Genomic DNA, 16318 nt, shown 5'->3' with positions numbered 1-16318 from the left:
GGCGCACAGACCCCGGGCGCCAGGACCACACGATTTTGCCGTACGCCGATCACACCGGTCGTGTGCGCGACGCCTTCGCTCACGGTTGCCCGCCCTGCGAAGTCCTTCGCGCCGATGTGGCCAACGTCCACCGCCGTCCGGCCCGCGTTCGTGACGATCGCGATACGCCCCTCTTCCTTGGGCCGGAGTGAGGCGGAATATACGCAATTCCGAATTTCGGTAAAGTGGAATATTTTGGGCGGTACGGGTTGACTGCCAGCTTGGGTGTTTTGCCCGGCGGGCAACGCTAGCGCTTGAACGCTAGCGCTTGTATGAGGCTATCATGCCTTGGCAATGGAGGGCCGTGCCTTCATGACTCGATCACCTCATCGGCCACCGCCAGGAGGCGGTCCGGCGCCGTGACGCCCAGAGCCTTGGCCGTCTTGAGATTGAGGACGAGCACAAACTTGCTGGCCTGCTCGATCGGCAGGTTCGCAGGCTTTTCGCCGCCGAGGATCTTTGCGGCATAGATGCCGGCGCGGCGGAAGTCGTCGATCAGATCGGCCGAATAGGACATCAGAAGCCCGGCGCGGCCCCATTCCGGATAAGTGCCGACCGTCGGTTTTCCCGGCGCCATCACCAGGGGCAAGACGCGGCGCATGTTGTTGTAGAGCAGCGGCTCGCCGGACACATAGAGGGCATCAACGCCATCTCGCATGCTCGCCGAAACCGCGGCCTCGACGTCATCGAGCCCACGAACTTCATGTCGAACAACCGAAAAGGCGAGTTGACCAGCGACGCTTTGCAATGCGTTCAGCTCGATTGTGGCCAGAAGAGACGACGAACCGATAAACCCGAGCGCCTTCAGGTCCGGCACCAGCTCCTTGAACAGGTTGAAGCGCTTGCCGGTAAGTGCCTGCTCGCCGCCAACCGCACTCATCACATTGCCGGTCGCATGGCCGCCCGGGTGCACATAGCTTTCGGCGAATCCTGCTTTGATGGGATCGGCGGCATAGGATGTGAAGACCAAGGGCAGGTCGGGCAGCACTTTGTGCGCGACCGGCGCGGCGGCAGCCGAAGCAATGATGACGCGCGGCTTGAGAGCAGCGAGTTCAAGCGCAAGGGCGGGCAACCGGTCGAAGACACCGTCCGCGTAGCGCCAAGCAAAGGTGAAGTTGATGCCCTCGGTAAGGCCAGCCTCCCGCATGCCCTGACGGATAGCCACAATCCGATCTTCAGCGTTTTTTGCAGGTCCCGGCACCAGCACGGCGACGATCGGCAAGTCCGGCTGGGCACGCGCCACAAGAGGTAAGGCTACCGTCGCGCCCAGTATGGCAAGAAGCTCGCGCCGCCGCATGTCCACCCCGAGATGTAAAGAGCATTCTATCGGCTTCGTGGAGGTCCTGACCAGGAGATTGCAGTGATGCCGTTCCCAACGGCTCAGCCGGCGTCGGGTCAAAGCCTCGGCGGGCATTGCCTTCCTTTGCTTCCTTCGCCCGACTCATGGGTGCAGGGCCAGCTCAAACACGCGGCGCCCCATACGTCGGCGGCGGCCCCTGCACCGTCGGCGCGGCCGCAGCGGACAGCTCGTCCTTGTTGCCCGACAGCGGCGGATAGATGCGCTTGCGGTTGATGGTCTGCTTGGTGGCCTTCGCGGCCGCGCCGGTGGCGCGGACGTCGCGGTCCCACCCTTCCGTATAGAGCGCGCCCCAGCCGCCGAGATCGAGCACGGTCACGTACCAGTCGATCCGCAGCGGCAGCATCGGCAAGCCTGCGAGATCGGCGACCACATTGTGGCCGGCGAAGCGGCCCATGGGACGCGCGAACTGGCAGGACATCACGGTCGGATGCAAGCCGTCGACCACGCTCGAGGCGACGTCGCCAGCCGCGAACACGCCGCCGACATCCGCAACCCGCATCATGGGATCGACCAGAAGCCGCCCAAGGCGATCGCGTGCATCCGGGAAGCTCGCCGCCAAGGGGCTCGCGCGCATCCCGGCACACCAGATCACCGTCGGCGTCGGAATGAACTCGCCTGAGCTCAGGCGCAGGCCGGCGGCCTCGACGGAGACGACGCGGACGCCAAGCCGTGTCTCGACGTCGAGCGAGGCCAACGCCGCATCGATGACGGGACGCGCATGCGCGCCGATCGTGGCGCCCACGGCAGGATTGGGATCGACCAGGAGGACGCGGCGACTGCCGGTGATGCCGGCGCGCGCCAGCCTGTCGGGCATCGCGGCCGCGACCTCGATGCCTGTGAAGCCGGCGCCGACCACGACGATCGTCGAACGCCCCGGCGAAGACGCGCTGCGTCCGAGCGAATTGAGATGATCCTCGAGGCGGAGCGCCGCTGCATAAGTGTCGACATCGAAAGCATGCTCGGCAAGGCCGGGAATGTCGGGACGCATCACTTCGCTGCCGAGCGCCAGCACCAGCCGGTCATAAGCCAGCGTCTCGTCGCCGCCACCCGTGACCAGCGAAATCTCGCGCCGTACCGGATTGATGGCATCGACCTCGCCGATCCCGTGACTGACGCCGATCGGATCGAGCAGTTGCGACAGCGGAAGGGCGACCTCGCCGAGATCGGCCTCGTAATTGCGGACGCGGATGTTGTGATAGGGATTGCGATCGACGACACGGATCTCGATGTCACGGCCGGCCGCGCCGATCTCCTCGCGCTTGCGTGCGGCAGCGATGGCCGCCCACAGACCTGCAAACCCGGCGCCGAGCACGACGATACGCGCCATGTCCGTTGACTGCATTTCCCAAGAGAGCGACGACGAAGCGACGAACGGTCAAGCGGTCTGACCGCGCAGACTGTAGCTCATCCGGCCGGGCGGACCTAGGGCAATCGCATATGGGTCTCTGAGGCCATCCTTCGAGACGCCCGCCGTTGGCGGGCCCTCAGGATGAGGACCGAGTGTGCGGCAGCAGTTTTAACGGGCACCGATGCAGCTTAGCCTCATCCTGAGGAGACCGCGAAGCGGTCGTCTCGAAGGACGAGGCGCGCGTTCAGAACTCCCAAAATACCATATGCGATTGCCCTGCGGGCGGACCAACTGCGGTGGCAGCGGCGCGCCGCACAAATTGTCGGCGCGCTCAGGCCTCGCGCAGTTCCGACGGCGTCGCGGCAAAGCGCTTGCGGAAGGCGCGGTTGAAATAGGACAGATCGGAGAAGCCTGATGAGTGCGCGATGTCGCTGATCTTGCGGGTCCTGGCACGGGGATCGCTGAGCAGCTTGCGCGCCTGCAGCAGGCGCTGCTCCAGCACGAATTCGGTGAAGGTCGTTCCGGCCTGCTCGAACAGCCGCTGTGCCTGGCGCGGGCTGAGGCCGGAGCGCGTGGCAATCTCGGACAGGCAGAGATCGTTGCGGCCAAGCGCAGCCATCACGTCGGCGCGCATGAGATCGAGACGGGCCGCCGCATGACCTCGCCCGCGCGCAAGACTCGCATGCTCGGCGTCGGTGCCGAGCAGGAGGCCGACGAGATCGACCATGTGCTGCGCGGTGAGGCGCTGGCCGACGGCGTCGAGATGCGGCGCGTGATGGGCCGCAAGGGAGTGGTAGCGGAAGATCGTCTCGGCGACCGCGCCATCCGAGAGCACTTGCGACAGCTTGTCCTCGGCGCGCGGATTGATCTCGAGCAGCGCGCGGCGCGGCATGCGGATGGTAGTGAAGCGATCTTCCTCGGTGTGGCCGACGGTGCCGGTGATGCCCATGTCGACGAGCACCATCTGCGCGGGCGCAAGCTCCACGGCATGGCCGTTCTGCCCGACGCGGACGAGACCCGCATGCGCCGCGATCAGGACGAGATCGTCGCTACCGTCGGCAAGGTGGCTCTGGGTGCGTGAATATTGCGCGGAGGCGCCTTCGGGAATGGCGAGCGCGATATTATCGACCACGCTGACCTGGAGCCGGCAATCGATGCTGTCGCCCCGGCTCGGCCCGATATCCAGGCCGCAGGCTCCGAAAGTCCGCTCGCGCCAATGTTCGAAGGCCGGGCCGTGTGGCAGCCCCGCATATTGGTGAATGAAGATGCCCGACGTTTTCGCTGCATCCATCTGATTTCTCGCCCCTCTCCGGCACCATGATTGGGGGGCGCCGACTGCAAATTCCGGGCATTTGACGCCGCGAAACGCGGAGAGGTTCAAATCGGGGGTGGATTCGGCGGGATTTGTCGGAAGACGACGGCGGGACGGACCGTGGCGACAGCTTTCTGCGCTTGTAGCCCGCATGGAGCGCAGCGGAATGCGGGGCAGCGGTCCCGGATTGCGCTGCGCTCCATCCGGGCTACGACGTCTACTTCTTTGCGGGCGCCTGCGGCTGGGACGGCGGCACGGTCTCGATCAGCTTGCCGGAAAATACCGGCGCCGAGGTCGGCTGGCCGTTGGGCGAACCCCCCGCCTGCTCGAGCGTGACGGCGTAGGTCGCGCCGTTGACGACGTCGGCATCGTACGAGCCGAGCACCGGTCGTGCGGTGAAATCGCCGGCGCCGATCACACCCAGCGAGCGCGGGCGCGGCAGCTTGTCGGAGATCAGCCAGAGCTCGAAACTCTTGCCGGGCTCCGGTGTCGCGCCGACCTTGCGCACGGTAAAATTCTTGGTCGCACCGTCGATGGTGAGGATGAAGGCGGGACCTCCGCCCTGGCCCTGCAACAGCGCGACATATTGCGACGACACCGGAGGCGGCGCCGGTGTCTTCACCTGGACAGTCTGGATGCGCGGCGCCGGTCGCAAGCCGCCCGGCAGCGCCTCGGGCTGGAAGATCTGCAGCGACAGCGTCACGAGCAGCGCGGCCGCGAGCGCACCGACGGCGGATGCGATGGTGCGCCAGCGCTTCACGCGGCGCTCGAGCCGGATCACGTTGCTGTTGTCGGCGACCGGCGGCGGTGGCGCACGCACGACCTCCGGGTCCGGCGCGTGGACCTGCGGCATGAAGATCGGCACGACATCGGGAAGCGCATCGGATTCAAGTCGCGCCGGGTCGGGCTGCTCCGCTTCGGGAGGCTGCGGCGCCGGTTGCTGCATAGTCTCCGACGGCACCGGCGGAGGCAGGGTGTCGGGCGGGGAAAACTCCGGCACGGGTGGCGGCGGCGCTGCGTCCGGCAGCGCTGGCGGCTCCTGCGCAAAGGCCGTCCGCGCGAGCTCGGACCTGATGTTCTCCCACACGATCGGACGCGGCTCGATCGAGCCTACCATCTGGTTGAGGACGCCGAGCCGGAATGCCCACGCCTGCACGACATCGGCGAACGCCTTGTCCACCGCGATCATGGTCTCGACCTGCGCGCGCTCGCCGGCGTCGAGCGTACCGAGCGCATATTCCGCGGCGAGCGCGATATGGTCCTCCGTATAGGCCATCAATTGCGGTCCAGACCCACCCTCACCGTAGGAGCTCCCGTAGCCCGAATCTCATAGCCCGAGACATTCGCGAATATCCATCATGCTGCGCCGGAGCCACGTCTTCACCGTGTTGACGGGCGCCGCGAATTTCTCCGCCAATTGCTCGCGACTCCAGCCGTTGTAATAGGCGAGAAGCACGAGCCTCTGACGGTCCGGCTCGAGCCGGCCGATACATTCCAGCAGCCGCTTCAATTCCTCGGTCATCTCCCTCCGCGCCAGCGGATCGGGGCTGTCGCTTGCGACTTCCATCGCCTGCGGCTCTTCCTCGATGGAGACTTCCGTCTTCTTGCGCACGATGTCGATGGCGCGGTTGCGCGCGATCGACGCCATCCATGTGATCGGCGACGCGAGAGCGGGATTGAACTGGCCGGCGCTGTTCCAGATCTTGACGTAGGTCTCCTGAATGACCTCCTCTGCGAGATCCTGTCGGCGCAAGATACGGAGCACGATGCCATAGAGTTTCGCGCGCGTGGCGACGTAGAGGCGCTCGAACGCGGCCTGATCGCCCTGCGCTACCGCCCCAATCAGCCCGACCAGCTCTGCTGGCGTCAGCATTCAGCCCCCCGATGCGCGGCCCGTCGCGTTCCGCGCAGGCCCTGGCACTCCGCCACCATAGCGCGCGACAAAGCCGACCACCAAGGGGGCGCGGCGCCACTCTGTGGACAGCACATGCGAAAACCCGGACCTTGGGGGTCCGGGTTCTGCAAATTCTCGCAGGTCTGGCGGCTAGCGTCTCAGGCGACGGCGCCCATGCGGGCACGCATCAGGCCGATGCTGTCGAGATCGGCCTGCTCGCGGGCGTTTTCCTCGGCGCGTTCGCGGGCCTGATCGCGCTCATCGAGGAGCTCGACCTTCTTCAGCTCCTCGAAGGCTTCGGCCAGCGCGGCCTTGGCTTCGTCGAGCTGGCCCTTCAGCTCGTCGGCCGAGCGGGTCAGGTTCTCGCGGCGCTGGATGGCAGCCTTGGCATAGGTCGGATAGGCGAAGTGCGAGGGATCGTTGATCCCGGCGCGCTCCTGCTCGGTCGAGATCTCGCGTTCAAGATCCGTCGACATCCGCTGGAAATCGGCGATCATGGTCTCGATCTGGGTGACCCGGCGGCGCTTCTCGTCGACCTGAAATTTCTTCAGGCGGATGAGGGTATCACGTGACTTCATCGACTCGTACTCCCCAGAAGTCCCTTGGCTGCACGTGGGACAACACCGGCCTCCCCACAGGCCCGACGGGGGCCAAGACCGGCTCTGCTACTCTGTGGGATGGGATGATGACGGGACAAAGTTAGCGTTCCGTTTCCAAATTGCCGAGGATTTGCGCCAACTCGCGGTAGCCGTCCGCCAGCGATGCATTTTCGTCCTTGCGCTGGCGCAGGAAGGCCTCCAGCGGCTCGTGCAGGCGGATCGCCTCGTCGACCTCGGGGCTGGAGCCGGCGCGGTAGGCGCCCAGACGGATCAATTCCTCCATGTCGGCATAGGTCGCCATCACCGCCCGCGCCTTCTGGATGGTCGGCCAGAACTGCGGGTCGGCCGATTTCGGCATGGTGCGGGAGACGGATTTGAGGATGTTGATGGCGGGGTAGCGACCGCGTTCGGCGATCGAGCGCTGCATCACGATGTGGCCGTCGAGGATGCCGCGGACGGCATCCGCGATCGGCTCGTTATGGTCGTCGCCATCGACCAGCACCGTGAAGATCGCGGTGATGGCGCCCTCGCCGAGGCCCGGACCGGCGCGCTCCAGAAGCTTCGGCAGCTCAGTGAACACGGTCGGCGTGTAGCCCTTGGCGGTCGGCGGCTCGCCCGCGGACAGGCCGATCTCGCGCTGGGCCATGGCAAAGCGCGTCACCGAATCCATCAGGCAAAGGACGTCCTGCTCCTCGTCGCGAAAATATTCGGCGATCGCAAGCGTCAGATACGCGGCCTGGCGGCGCATCAGCGCCGGCTCGTCGGAGGTCGCGACCACGACGACGGAACGCGCCAGGCCTTCCTCGCCGAGGTCGTCCTGCAGGAATTCCTGCACCTCGCGGCCGCGTTCGCCGATCAGCCCGATGACGCTGACGGCAGCATCGACGTTGCGCGCCAGCATCGACAGCAGCACCGACTTGCCGACGCCGGAGCCTGCGAAGATGCCCATGCGCTGGCCGCGGCAGCAGGTCAGGAACGTGTTCATCGCGCGCACGCCGAGATCGAGCGGCGCGCCGACGCGCTTGCGCGAGTGCGCCGGCGGCGGCGAATTGCGGTACGGCATCGGCGCCGGGCCCTGCGGCAGCGGCCCCTTGCCGTCGATCGGCTCCCCCAGCGCATTGACGACGCGGCCGAGCCAGGCCGCGCAAGGCCGCACCTGATTTGCGGCATTGGCGATGACGGCCTTGCAGCCGCGCCGCACGCCGTCGAGGCCGGCGAACGGCATCACGACGGCATTGTTGCCGGAGAAGCCGATCACCTCGCAGGGGATGGAACGGTTGCCGCCGGTCTCGATCACGAGCCGCGCGCCGACCGACATCGCATGGATCGGGCCGGCCACCTCGACCATCAGGCCGCGCACGCCGACCACACGGCCATAAATATTGATGCCGTCAATGTCGCCGATCTGTTCGGCAAGAGCCTTCATAAGAGGGCCTTCATGAGGTGATCGCCTTCATAATCCCGGGCTTCGTGGCGAATACCTTAAGTTTCGCCATATTTCTGAACGGCGCTTAACTTCGTGTTTACCCGCATCGTTAATCATTGCGTCACTGTCTTTGTGACTGAGCGTGACTCCCCTTCAGAAGAAGGCTGAGTCGCGGGAGTCGGTTAGGCCCGTCTCTTAAAGTGGAACTTGAACGCAACCGGATAACGAAAGCTGCTTCGCACACAAGACCTTAGGGCGATTCGACGAAAATTGCATCTACAGGGCTTGCGTTCCAGAATCAGAATTTGTTAACCATCTGTTGTCAGGATCCGAATCAGTTGTTCAAAGGCGTTTTGTTGTGTGCCGCGAATGCGGCCGACCTGACGCCCAGGAGCGGCGACTATGGGGAACTGGCATGCGCGTTTTGCTGATTGAAGATGACAGCGCCGTCGCGCAGTCGATCGAGCTGATGTTGAAGTCTGAGAGCTTCAACGTCTACACGACCGATTTGGGGGAAGAAGGCGTCGATCTCGGTAAATTATACGATTACGACATTATCCTTCTCGACCTCAACCTGCCCGACATGTCCGGCTACGACGTGCTCAAGCAGCTCCGGGTCTCCAAGATCAAGACACCCATTCTGATCCTCTCCGGCCTTGCCGGCATCGAGGACAAGGTCAAGGGTCTCGGCGTCGGCGCCGACGACTACATGACCAAGCCCTTCCACAAGGACGAGCTGGTTGCGCGCATCCACGCGATCGTGCGCCGCTCCAAGGGCCATGCCCAGTCGGTGATCCAGACCGGCGACCTCGTCGTCAACCTCGACACCAAGACGGTGGAAGTCGGCGGCCAGCGCGTGCATCTGACCGGCAAGGAATACCAGATGCTGGAGCTGCTCTCGCTCCGCAAGGGCACGACCCTCACCAAGGAAATGTTCCTCAACCACCTCTATGGCGGCATGGACGAGCCCGAGCTGAAGATCATCGACGTCTTCATCTGCAAGCTCCGCAAGAAGCTCGCGAATGCCTCGGAAGGCCGCAATTTCATCGAGACCGTGTGGGGCCGCGGCTACGTGCTGCGCGAGCCGCACGAGGTCGAAGAGCGCATTCCCGCCTGATCCTGTTTCTGACGCGAGCCCGTCGGGCTCGCTTCTCCTCCCAGCCTGGACCCCGCCGCAAATGGCGGGGTTTTGTTTTTGGGGATGCGAACGCGGCCTCATCGTCCTGCCGCCGTTGAACCGCTATCCTTCCCCCGCCGACGAATGATCGCTGCACGATGGGGGAACGATGATCCTGCAATCACTCGCCGGCCTGCCCGCCTTCCTGGTCTATTTCTGCACCGGGCTGATCGCGATCGTGACGTACCTGTTCGTCTACACCCGCATCACGCCGTACAACGAATTTCAGCTGATCCGCGACAACGAGCCGGCCGCGGCGATCGCACTCGGCCTCAGCCTGCTCGGCTTCGTGGCGCCGCTGGTCAGCGCGATCGCGCATTCGGCCAATGTGCTGGATTGCCTGATCTGGGCGGTCATCGCGCTGATCGTGCAGATCATCGTGCTCTTTCTCGTGAGGGTGCCGGTGCCGAACCTGCCGGCCCGGATCGCGGCCGGCGAGTTGGCGCCCGCCATCTGGCTCGGGCTGTCCTCGTTCGCCGCGGGCCTGCTCAACGCCGCCTGCATGATCTACTGACATGATCCACTGATATGGCCGACAAACCCTCCAAAAAGGAGTTCGGCAAGCGCCGGCCGGCGGCCGGACCGCCGCCCGCGCAGCAGCCGGTGAAGCGCTCAGGCCGTGTCGCGCTGCTGGTGATGGGCACGATTGCGGTCGGCACCACCGCCTACACGCTGATGCCGCGGCAGACTTGCGAGCCCTCTGCTGCCGGGGCGATCGTCCCCGGCGCCACGGTCCCCGGAGCCCCGCCGGTTCAGGCGAGCACCGCCTGCAGCGGCAGAAGCAGCTCGTCGGGCGGCGGTGGCAGCTCGCGCTGGTCGTCGCGATCGAGCTTCTTCAGCGGCGACTCCTCGAGCCATTCCTCGTCCGGAACGTCGTCCGATTCAGGCTCCGGCGGCGTGAGCCGCGGCGGGTTCGGCTCGTTTGGCCATGACTTCTCCGGCGGCGGCTGACCCATGCGACGCATCGTCTGCCCCGAGCGCGACGACTGGCGGCAGACCGCCGAACAATGCGGCTTCGCCTTCCACACCATCGACGGCGAGCGCTATTGGGACGAGCGGGCCTACTACGCCTTCACGCTCGACGAGATCGAGCGCGGCATCGAGACGCCGACCGGCGAGATCGACGCGATGTGCCTGGAGCTTGCCGGACGCGTGATCGGCGACGAGCGCCATCTGCGGTGCTTGAAGATACCCGACGCGTTCTGGAGCTTAATCGCCGAGAGCTGGACACGCGACGACCGCAGCCTCTATGGCCGGCTGGATCTGAAATTCGACGGCAAGGGACCGGCAAAGCTGCTCGAATACAATGCGGATACGCCGACCTCGATTTTCGAAGCCGCGGTGTTTCAATGGACCTGGCTCGAACAGGCGATCGAACGGCGCATCATTCCGTCGCGCGCCGACCAGTTCAACTCCATCCACGAACGACTGATCGAAGCCTGGAAGCAGATTGCCGCTAGCCGCCATGTCCATCTCACCGGCACCACGGGCAATGAGGAGGACGCCGGCACGCTCGCTTATCTCGAAGACACAGCGCGCCAGGCTGGGCTGACGACCACGCTGCTCGACATCGAGGCGATCGGCTGGCGCGATGATGCCGGCGGCTTCGTCGATCTCGACGACCGCGACATCGCGCTCGCCTTCAAGCTCTATCCCTGGGAATGGATGTTCCACGACAGCTTCGGCGCAAAGCTCAAGGACGCACCGACACGCTGGATCGAACCGCCGTGGAAGGCGGTGCTCTCCAACAAGGGCATCCTGCCGCTGCTCTGGGAGATGTTTCCGAACCATCCCAATCTGCTGCCGGCCTTCTTCGAGGACGATCCGCGGGCAGCCGAGCTCGGCAGCTCCTATGTGCGCAAGCCGCTGCTGTCGCGCGAAGGCGCCAATGTCACGCTGGTATCAGGCGGAATGCCGCTCGACGAGCAGGCAGGACCCTACGGCGCCGAAGGTTTCGTGCGGCAGGCGCTCGCGCCGCTGCCGAACTTCTCAGACTTCTATCCCGTGGTGGGAAGCTGGCTGGTCGATCACGAACCCTGCGGGCTGTCGATCCGCGAGGACGAGAGCCCGATCACCGGCAACGGCTCGCGGTTTCTGCCGCATGCGATCTTGTGAGGGATACCCTTCTTCCCTTCTGGAAGAAGGTCGCCGCGTAGCGCCGGATGAGGGGTTCTATTCGCGAGTTCAAAGCGTCAGTTGGATTCGCGGCTTGCGCATCGACAAAGGCAGGCACCGCGGCGGCGTGGCACAAAGTGCATAGAGACTTTTCGCACCGACAGATCAGCTATGTCTTAAAAGGGCGCACAAAGATACTTAGGCGCCCCGAATAGCGCGGTAGCCTCTCTGCAACGGAGAGGGGACCGGTGCCGGGGCTCGTGCATATCGTTGACGACGACCTGTCTTTCCTGACGGCCATGGAGCGTCATCTAAGGCGCGCCGGTTACGAGGTCGCCGTCTATGCGTCGGCGCAGGCGTTGCTGGACCGACTGCCGAGCGACAGCATTCCGAGCTGCATCCTTCTCGATGTGCAAATCCCCGACTTGGACGGCCCTGCCCTCCAAAAACAATTGAGCGAGCTCGGCTCGACATTGCCGATCATATTTCTCTCCGGCCATCGCGACATTCCGATAACTGTGCGGACCATAAAGGCGGGTGCGCAGGATTTTCTGAGCAAACCGGTAAGCTCGGAAGACCTTCTTCGCGCAATCGCCGGAGCCTTGGCACACCATCGATCGTCACGAGACCTACACACCATGCTCAACATGGCTCGTGCTCGTCTCGCTAAATTGACGCCGCGCGAGCGACAGGTCTTCGACCTCGTCGTTCGGGGCAAAATCAACAAGCAGATCGCACACGCGCTCGGGACGACCGAGCGCACGATCAAAGCTCACCGCCACGGCTTGATGGAGAAAATGCAGGTTCGGTCGTTAGCCGAACTGGTCTCTCTTGCCGAGCGGATCGGTGTCTTGGACGGCGCATCCGACGAGGGAGGGACGGCCTGACAACTTCAGTTTCCAGGTACCTGCCGCTCCGTTGATCTACGTCAACAACGTTGAGCTTTCGTCTCGAACTGTAAAGGCGAAGGTGTGATCGGCGCGATCAGTGCCAGTGGTGTTAGGACCATCGATGGGAACGCCCATAAGCGAGCTGCGCCGGTTGCGCGGAGAACGCATCGACTGGCTGCTCTCGGTGCTGACCGGAGTGCTCGCATTACTGATTTTTGTCTTCGCGCCACTACAGGCAATGGGCATAACCGCCTTTCATCTATTTGCTGATGGTCTATTGCTGACGATCATCGTCAGCATGGTGGTCATCTCGAACAGCCCAACCGCCCTCGTTCTGATGTCGCTCGCGCTTGTTTCGAATGTCGCCGTATTCTTCCTTCGCATCTATTATCCTGTACCGTACCACCTTCACATTTTGGCCGGTGCATGGCTGGTCATCGCCTGCACGTTAGGCGTTGTCGTGCTTCAGGCCGTATTCAGGCGAGGTCTCGTTACATATCACCGAATTATCGGCGCGATCCTTCTGTACTTGTTGATTGCGGTGGCCTTTGCAACGCTGTTCCTGTTTGTAGGGCTGGCGGCTCCCGACGCAATCAGGGGAATAACTTTCGAGGACGATCATTCAGTCGCCGCATCGCTCTTTTACATGAGCTTTGTCACGCTGACGTCGACCGGCTACGGCGACATCGTTCCGGTGCATCCGTTAGCACGAAGTCTCTGCAATATTGAAAGCGTCATCGGCCAGCTTTATCCGGCGACCCTCTTGGCGAGGCTTGTGACCCTCGAGCTCAGCAGTACCGGCTCGGCGCGTAAGCCCACCCCAACCACCTGAGCCGCGGGAGCTGCACCGACAAGTGTGCGCCGCACTCTCGTCCCGTGGACTTCGCGACACTCGATTGATCCATGTCAACGTCAGCGATCATTGAGTGCACACGCTACGCGCAGCCGCACCTGAGACGGCGTCCGTGCATCTGTTCCGCAGGCACGAAAAAGGGAGGTCCGCCATGCATCCGACAAAGCGTCTTTCGATCAAGTCAGCGACTGTTGCCGGGATTGCTGCGAGCGCCTTGTTAGGGCTTGCAGGTCTTACTTTCAATTCAGCTCCAGCCAACGCGGTCGTATACTGCCAGTACGTCGAATATCCGGTGGGTTGCGTTGCCCGGGCAGGCGTCGTGCTCAAGCCTCGTCCGGTCGCGCGCGCAGCGGTCCGTCATAATGCAGGTGGCAATGCAAATGGCGGTGTCAATCGCGTTGGGGCGGGGCGGTAAGGGCCCGTCTCACGACGCAAAAAGCCGCCACGGTTTCGTCCCAGTGGCGGCCTTTTCGTTTCCACTCCGACAGCAGACGGCGTCACATCGCCCACCAGGCGGCGACAGGCACCGCGCGGGCCGACGCCTATCGGCCTAACATCGGTCCCCTAAAGCAAAGCAGCTTCGAACGCGCGGCAAGATCACGGCGCTGATAGGCCCGGGCCAGGCGTCTCACCGCGCCGCTGCCACCTTCAACGACGGCGGCATCAATCCGCCCATCGGACGGCCGGAGCGCGTCGGGTTGAGCTGATAGAGGCCACGACGGTCGGCAAGCGGCCGGAACGCGTCGGTGATGCCGACGACGGATTCGGCGGCGCCCAACAGCAGCGTACCGTCGGCTTCCAAAACCTTGGCCATACGCTCGAAGATCACGGCCTTGGTGTCCTGGTCGAAATAGATCAGCACGTTGCGGCAGAAGATCACGTCGAACGTGCCGAGATGGGAGAAGTCCTGCAACAGATTGAGCTGGCGGAACTGCACCATGGCGCGGATGTCGGCATTGAGCTGCCAGACCTCACCCGCTTGCGTGAAGTATTTCATCAGGTGCTGGATCGGCAGGCCGCGCTGCACCTCGAACTGGCTGTAGACGCCGGCCTTGGATTTCTCCAGCACCTCCTGCGACAGATCGGTGGCGACGATTTCGATGCGCCAGCCGGCGAAGGCTGCGCCCATCTCCTTCACGCACATCGCGATCGAATAGGGCTCTTGTCCCGTCGACGACGCCGCCGACCAGATGCGCAGCGACTTGCGCGCCGCGCGCGACCGAAGCAGCCCCGGCAGGATGGTTTCGCGCAAATGATCGAACGGGATCTTGTCGCGGTAGAAGAAGGTCTCGTTGGTGGTCATCGCTTCGACCACGTCGCTCGCAAGCCGCCCGTCGCCGTTCCTGATCTTCAGCACGAGATCGGGAATCCCGGCAAGGCTCGCCTTGCGGGCCAGCGGCAGGAGCCGGCTCTCGACCAGATACTGCTTGTCCGGGGAGAGATCGAGGCCGGAGCGCTCTTTCAGGAATTTGCGCAGATAGTCGTAATCGACCGGCGTCACGAGCGGTCTCCCGCGAACAGGCGGTTGACCCGCGCACCGATCTGGTTGAGCGGCAGGATCGCCGCGCAGATGCCGGCATTGGCCGCCGCGCCCGGCATGCCCCAGACCACGCTGGAGGCTTCGTCCTGCGCGATCACGCTGCCCCCGGCGGCGACGATGTCCTTGCCGCCGCGCATGCCGTCCGAGCCCATGCCCGTCAGGATCACGGAGAGGATGGCGCCATGCCAGATGTCGATGGCGGAGGTGAACAGCGGATCGACCGCGGGCTTGCAGAAATTAACGGCGGGACCGTCGTCGAGCGCGATCGCCACGTCGGCGCCGCTCCGCACGACGCGCATGTGCTTGCCGCCCGGCGCAAGATAGATGCGGCCCGGCTTCACCGGCTCGCCATCGACCGCCTCGGCCGCCGGCTTTCGGCTCGTGCGTGCCAGATGCTCGGCGAGAATGGTGGTGAAGGTGGGCGGCATGTGCTGGGTAATCAGCACCGGGACGCGGTCGATCACGGGGCCGAGCTCGGCGACGAGCGCCATCAGCGCCTGAGGACCGCCGGTCGATGAGCCGATCAGCAGCACCTTCGGGGCCTGGGTCGAGAACGGACGCGTGGACAGCACCGAGGATGACGAGGGCGCATGCACGGCCGGAACCGCCGCAGGCCGCGCGACAACCGGACCACGTGCAGCCGGAGCCGGGCTTGCGGGCGCCAGCGGCGGGCTCGCGACCGCGGCCTTGCGGCGCAGCCGTGCGCCGAGGTGGCGGATTTTCTGGATCAGGTCGTGGTGGAAGATGTCCGCAGCCGACGCCTCGCGCGTCGATTCCGGCTTCGGAATGTAGTCGGCCGCGCCGAGCGACAGCGCCTTGAAGCTGATCTCCGCGTTACGGCGGGTCAGCGTCGAGGCCATGATGATGACGAGATCGCGCTTCTTCGCCAGGAGTTGCGGCAGCGCCGAGATGCCGTCGAGCTCGGGCATTTCGATATCGAGCACGGCAACGTCGGGGTTGATGCGTTCGATCTGGTTGACCGCCTCGAGCCCGGTGCGCAGCGAGGCCGCGACTTCCATGTCGTGCTCGGCACCGACCCAGCGCGAGATCAGCCCGCGAATGACGACGGAGTCATCGACGATCATCACCCGCAACGGTCCGGCTTCCCGCGACGAGCCCGGGGTCGAGTTACCTGCGAACGCAACACTCATTACTCACCAACTCAGACTGAAACGGTCAGTTGAAAACAAACGCCGAAGGAGCCGTTCAGCCTCCGGGCGATCGCTCAGATAAGGCCGACTTCCTGGAATTTCGCCGTCACGATGTCCTTGTCGAAGGGCTTCATGATGTATTCGTTGGCGCCGGCGTGCAGCGCGCGCGCGATATGCGCGACGTCGTTCTCGGTGGTGCAGAACACCACCTTGGGCTGGTCGCCGCCGGGCATGCGCCGGAGATGGCCGAGGAACTCGTAGCCGTCCATCACCGGCATGTTCCAGTCGAGCAGGACCGCATCGGGCAAGCCGCGCTTGCAGGCCTCCAGCGCCTTCTCACCGTCCTCGGCTTCGAGGATCTGGAAGTCGAGGCCCTCCAGGATCCGGCGCGCAACCTTGCGGATGACGCTGGAATCATCAACGACGAGACAAGTTCGCATGTGAACCTCTGCTTCTCCCCGCTTTTGCGGGGGCACTTCCAATTGCAGGTACGTCGGCGGATGTGCCGGCGTATCAGGCCGCCATCATCTCGGGCGCGAGCTCGAGGACGCGGTCGACGTCGAGGACGACCATGAGCTGGCCGTCGAGACGGTGGACACCGCCGGCGAGCTTGG

The 16318-nt window shown here is 64.4% G+C and carries 18 protein-coding genes and 1 pseudogene; 8 read left to right on the top strand and 11 right to left on the bottom strand.

What is annotated here, in order from left to right; genetic code table 11:
* A partial coding sequence (locus tag AC0L2F_RS35045; RefSeq protein ID WP_473251448.1) for a hypothetical protein occupies positions 1-191 on the top strand: 191 nt, incomplete at its 5' end.
* Between the two features lie 158 nt (positions 192-349).
* On the opposite strand, the gene AC0L2F_RS35040 is transcribed toward AC0L2F_RS35045, so the two are convergent.
* The 7 genes from AC0L2F_RS35040 to fliI form a co-directional block, all read right to left on the bottom strand.
* Positions 350-1336: an ABC transporter substrate-binding protein gene (locus AC0L2F_RS35040; RefSeq protein WP_473251447.1), complete on the bottom strand. Its 987-nt coding sequence runs from the start codon at positions 1334-1336 to the stop codon at positions 350-352.
* 163 nt (positions 1337-1499) lie between these two features.
* A complete protein-coding gene (locus tag AC0L2F_RS35035; RefSeq protein ID WP_473251446.1) occupies positions 1500-2726 on the bottom strand; it encodes an NAD(P)/FAD-dependent oxidoreductase in 1227 nt (408 codons plus the stop codon).
* Between the two features lie 352 nt (positions 2727-3078).
* Positions 3079-4038, bottom strand: a complete 960-nt coding sequence (locus AC0L2F_RS35030; protein WP_473251445.1) for a helix-turn-helix transcriptional regulator — start codon at positions 4036-4038, stop codon at positions 3079-3081.
* Between the two features lie 238 nt (positions 4039-4276).
* Positions 4277-5335: an anti-sigma factor gene (locus AC0L2F_RS35025; protein WP_473251444.1), complete on the bottom strand. Its 1059-nt coding sequence runs from the start codon at positions 5333-5335 to the stop codon at positions 4277-4279.
* A gap of 51 nt (positions 5336-5386) precedes the next feature.
* On the bottom strand, positions 5387-5932 hold the full coding sequence (locus AC0L2F_RS35020; protein ID WP_007606302.1) for a sigma-70 family RNA polymerase sigma factor: 546 nt from the start codon (positions 5930-5932) through the stop codon (positions 5387-5389).
* Between the two features lie 179 nt (positions 5933-6111).
* Positions 6112-6531 carry a flagellar export protein FliJ gene (fliJ, locus tag AC0L2F_RS35015; RefSeq protein ID WP_007606301.1) on the bottom strand — a complete coding sequence of 140 codons (420 nt, stop codon included), beginning with the start codon at positions 6529-6531 and terminating at the stop codon, positions 6112-6114.
* 121 nt (positions 6532-6652) lie between these two features.
* Complete coding sequence (fliI, locus tag AC0L2F_RS35010; RefSeq protein ID WP_473251443.1) at positions 6653-7978, bottom strand: flagellar protein export ATPase FliI; 1326 nt, start codon at positions 7976-7978, stop codon at positions 6653-6655.
* A 415-nt stretch (positions 7979-8393) separates the two neighbouring features.
* On the opposite strand from fliI, the gene ctrA reads away from it, so the two are divergent.
* The 7 genes from ctrA (at position 8394) to AC0L2F_RS34975 (ending at position 13428) form a co-directional block, all read left to right on the top strand.
* Positions 8394-9095, top strand: a complete 702-nt coding sequence (gene ctrA / locus AC0L2F_RS35005; protein ID WP_007600544.1) for a response regulator transcription factor CtrA — start codon at positions 8394-8396, stop codon at positions 9093-9095.
* A gap of 169 nt (positions 9096-9264) precedes the next feature.
* On the top strand, positions 9265-9669 hold the full coding sequence (locus AC0L2F_RS35000; protein WP_063993791.1) for a DUF350 domain-containing protein: 405 nt from the start codon (positions 9265-9267) through the stop codon (positions 9667-9669).
* Between the two features lie 14 nt (positions 9670-9683).
* Complete coding sequence (locus AC0L2F_RS34995) at positions 9684-10106, top strand: hypothetical protein (RefSeq protein WP_473251442.1); 423 nt, start codon at positions 9684-9686, stop codon at positions 10104-10106.
* Between the two features lie 3 nt (positions 10107-10109).
* Positions 10110-11270 carry a glutathionylspermidine synthase family protein gene (locus AC0L2F_RS34990; RefSeq protein WP_473251441.1) on the top strand — a complete coding sequence of 387 codons (1161 nt, stop codon included), beginning with the start codon at positions 10110-10112 and terminating at the stop codon, positions 11268-11270.
* A 248-nt stretch (positions 11271-11518) separates the two neighbouring features.
* Positions 11519-12157, top strand: coding sequence for a response regulator transcription factor (locus AC0L2F_RS34985; protein ID WP_473251440.1), 639 nt, complete (start codon positions 11519-11521; stop codon positions 12155-12157).
* A 124-nt stretch (positions 12158-12281) separates the two neighbouring features.
* Entirely contained in the window at positions 12282-12992 is a 711-nt protein-coding gene (locus AC0L2F_RS34980; protein WP_473251439.1) for an ion channel, read from the top strand.
* Positions 12993-13164: 172 nt separating this feature from the next.
* On the top strand, positions 13165-13428 hold the full coding sequence (locus AC0L2F_RS34975; protein ID WP_007606283.1) for a hypothetical protein: 264 nt from the start codon (positions 13165-13167) through the stop codon (positions 13426-13428).
* A gap of 213 nt (positions 13429-13641) precedes the next feature.
* On the opposite strand, the gene AC0L2F_RS34970 is transcribed toward AC0L2F_RS34975, so the two are convergent.
* From AC0L2F_RS34970 to AC0L2F_RS34955, 4 genes and pseudogenes are all read right to left on the bottom strand, one after another.
* Positions 13642-14514 carry a CheR family methyltransferase gene (locus AC0L2F_RS34970; protein ID WP_473251438.1) on the bottom strand — a complete coding sequence of 291 codons (873 nt, stop codon included), beginning with the start codon at positions 14512-14514 and terminating at the stop codon, positions 13642-13644.
* Entirely contained in the window at positions 14511-15704 is a 1194-nt protein-coding gene (locus tag AC0L2F_RS34965) for a protein-glutamate methylesterase/protein-glutamine glutaminase (RefSeq protein ID WP_473251437.1), read from the bottom strand. The genes AC0L2F_RS34970 and AC0L2F_RS34965 overlap by 4 nt, the downstream gene beginning before the upstream one ends.
* Before the next feature lie 74 nt (positions 15705-15778).
* Positions 15779-16144: a response regulator gene (locus AC0L2F_RS34960; RefSeq protein WP_007600538.1), complete on the bottom strand. Its 366-nt coding sequence runs from the start codon at positions 16142-16144 to the stop codon at positions 15779-15781.
* Between the two features lie 73 nt (positions 16145-16217).
* Positions 16218-16318 (bottom strand): annotated as a pseudogene (locus AC0L2F_RS34955) (chemotaxis protein CheW); the annotation flags it as partial.

This window comes from Bradyrhizobium sp. Ken64, assembly GCF_055807555.1.
The sequence above is the reverse complement of the archived record's forward strand: the minus strand, read 5'-3'. Positions and strand labels throughout refer to the sequence as shown.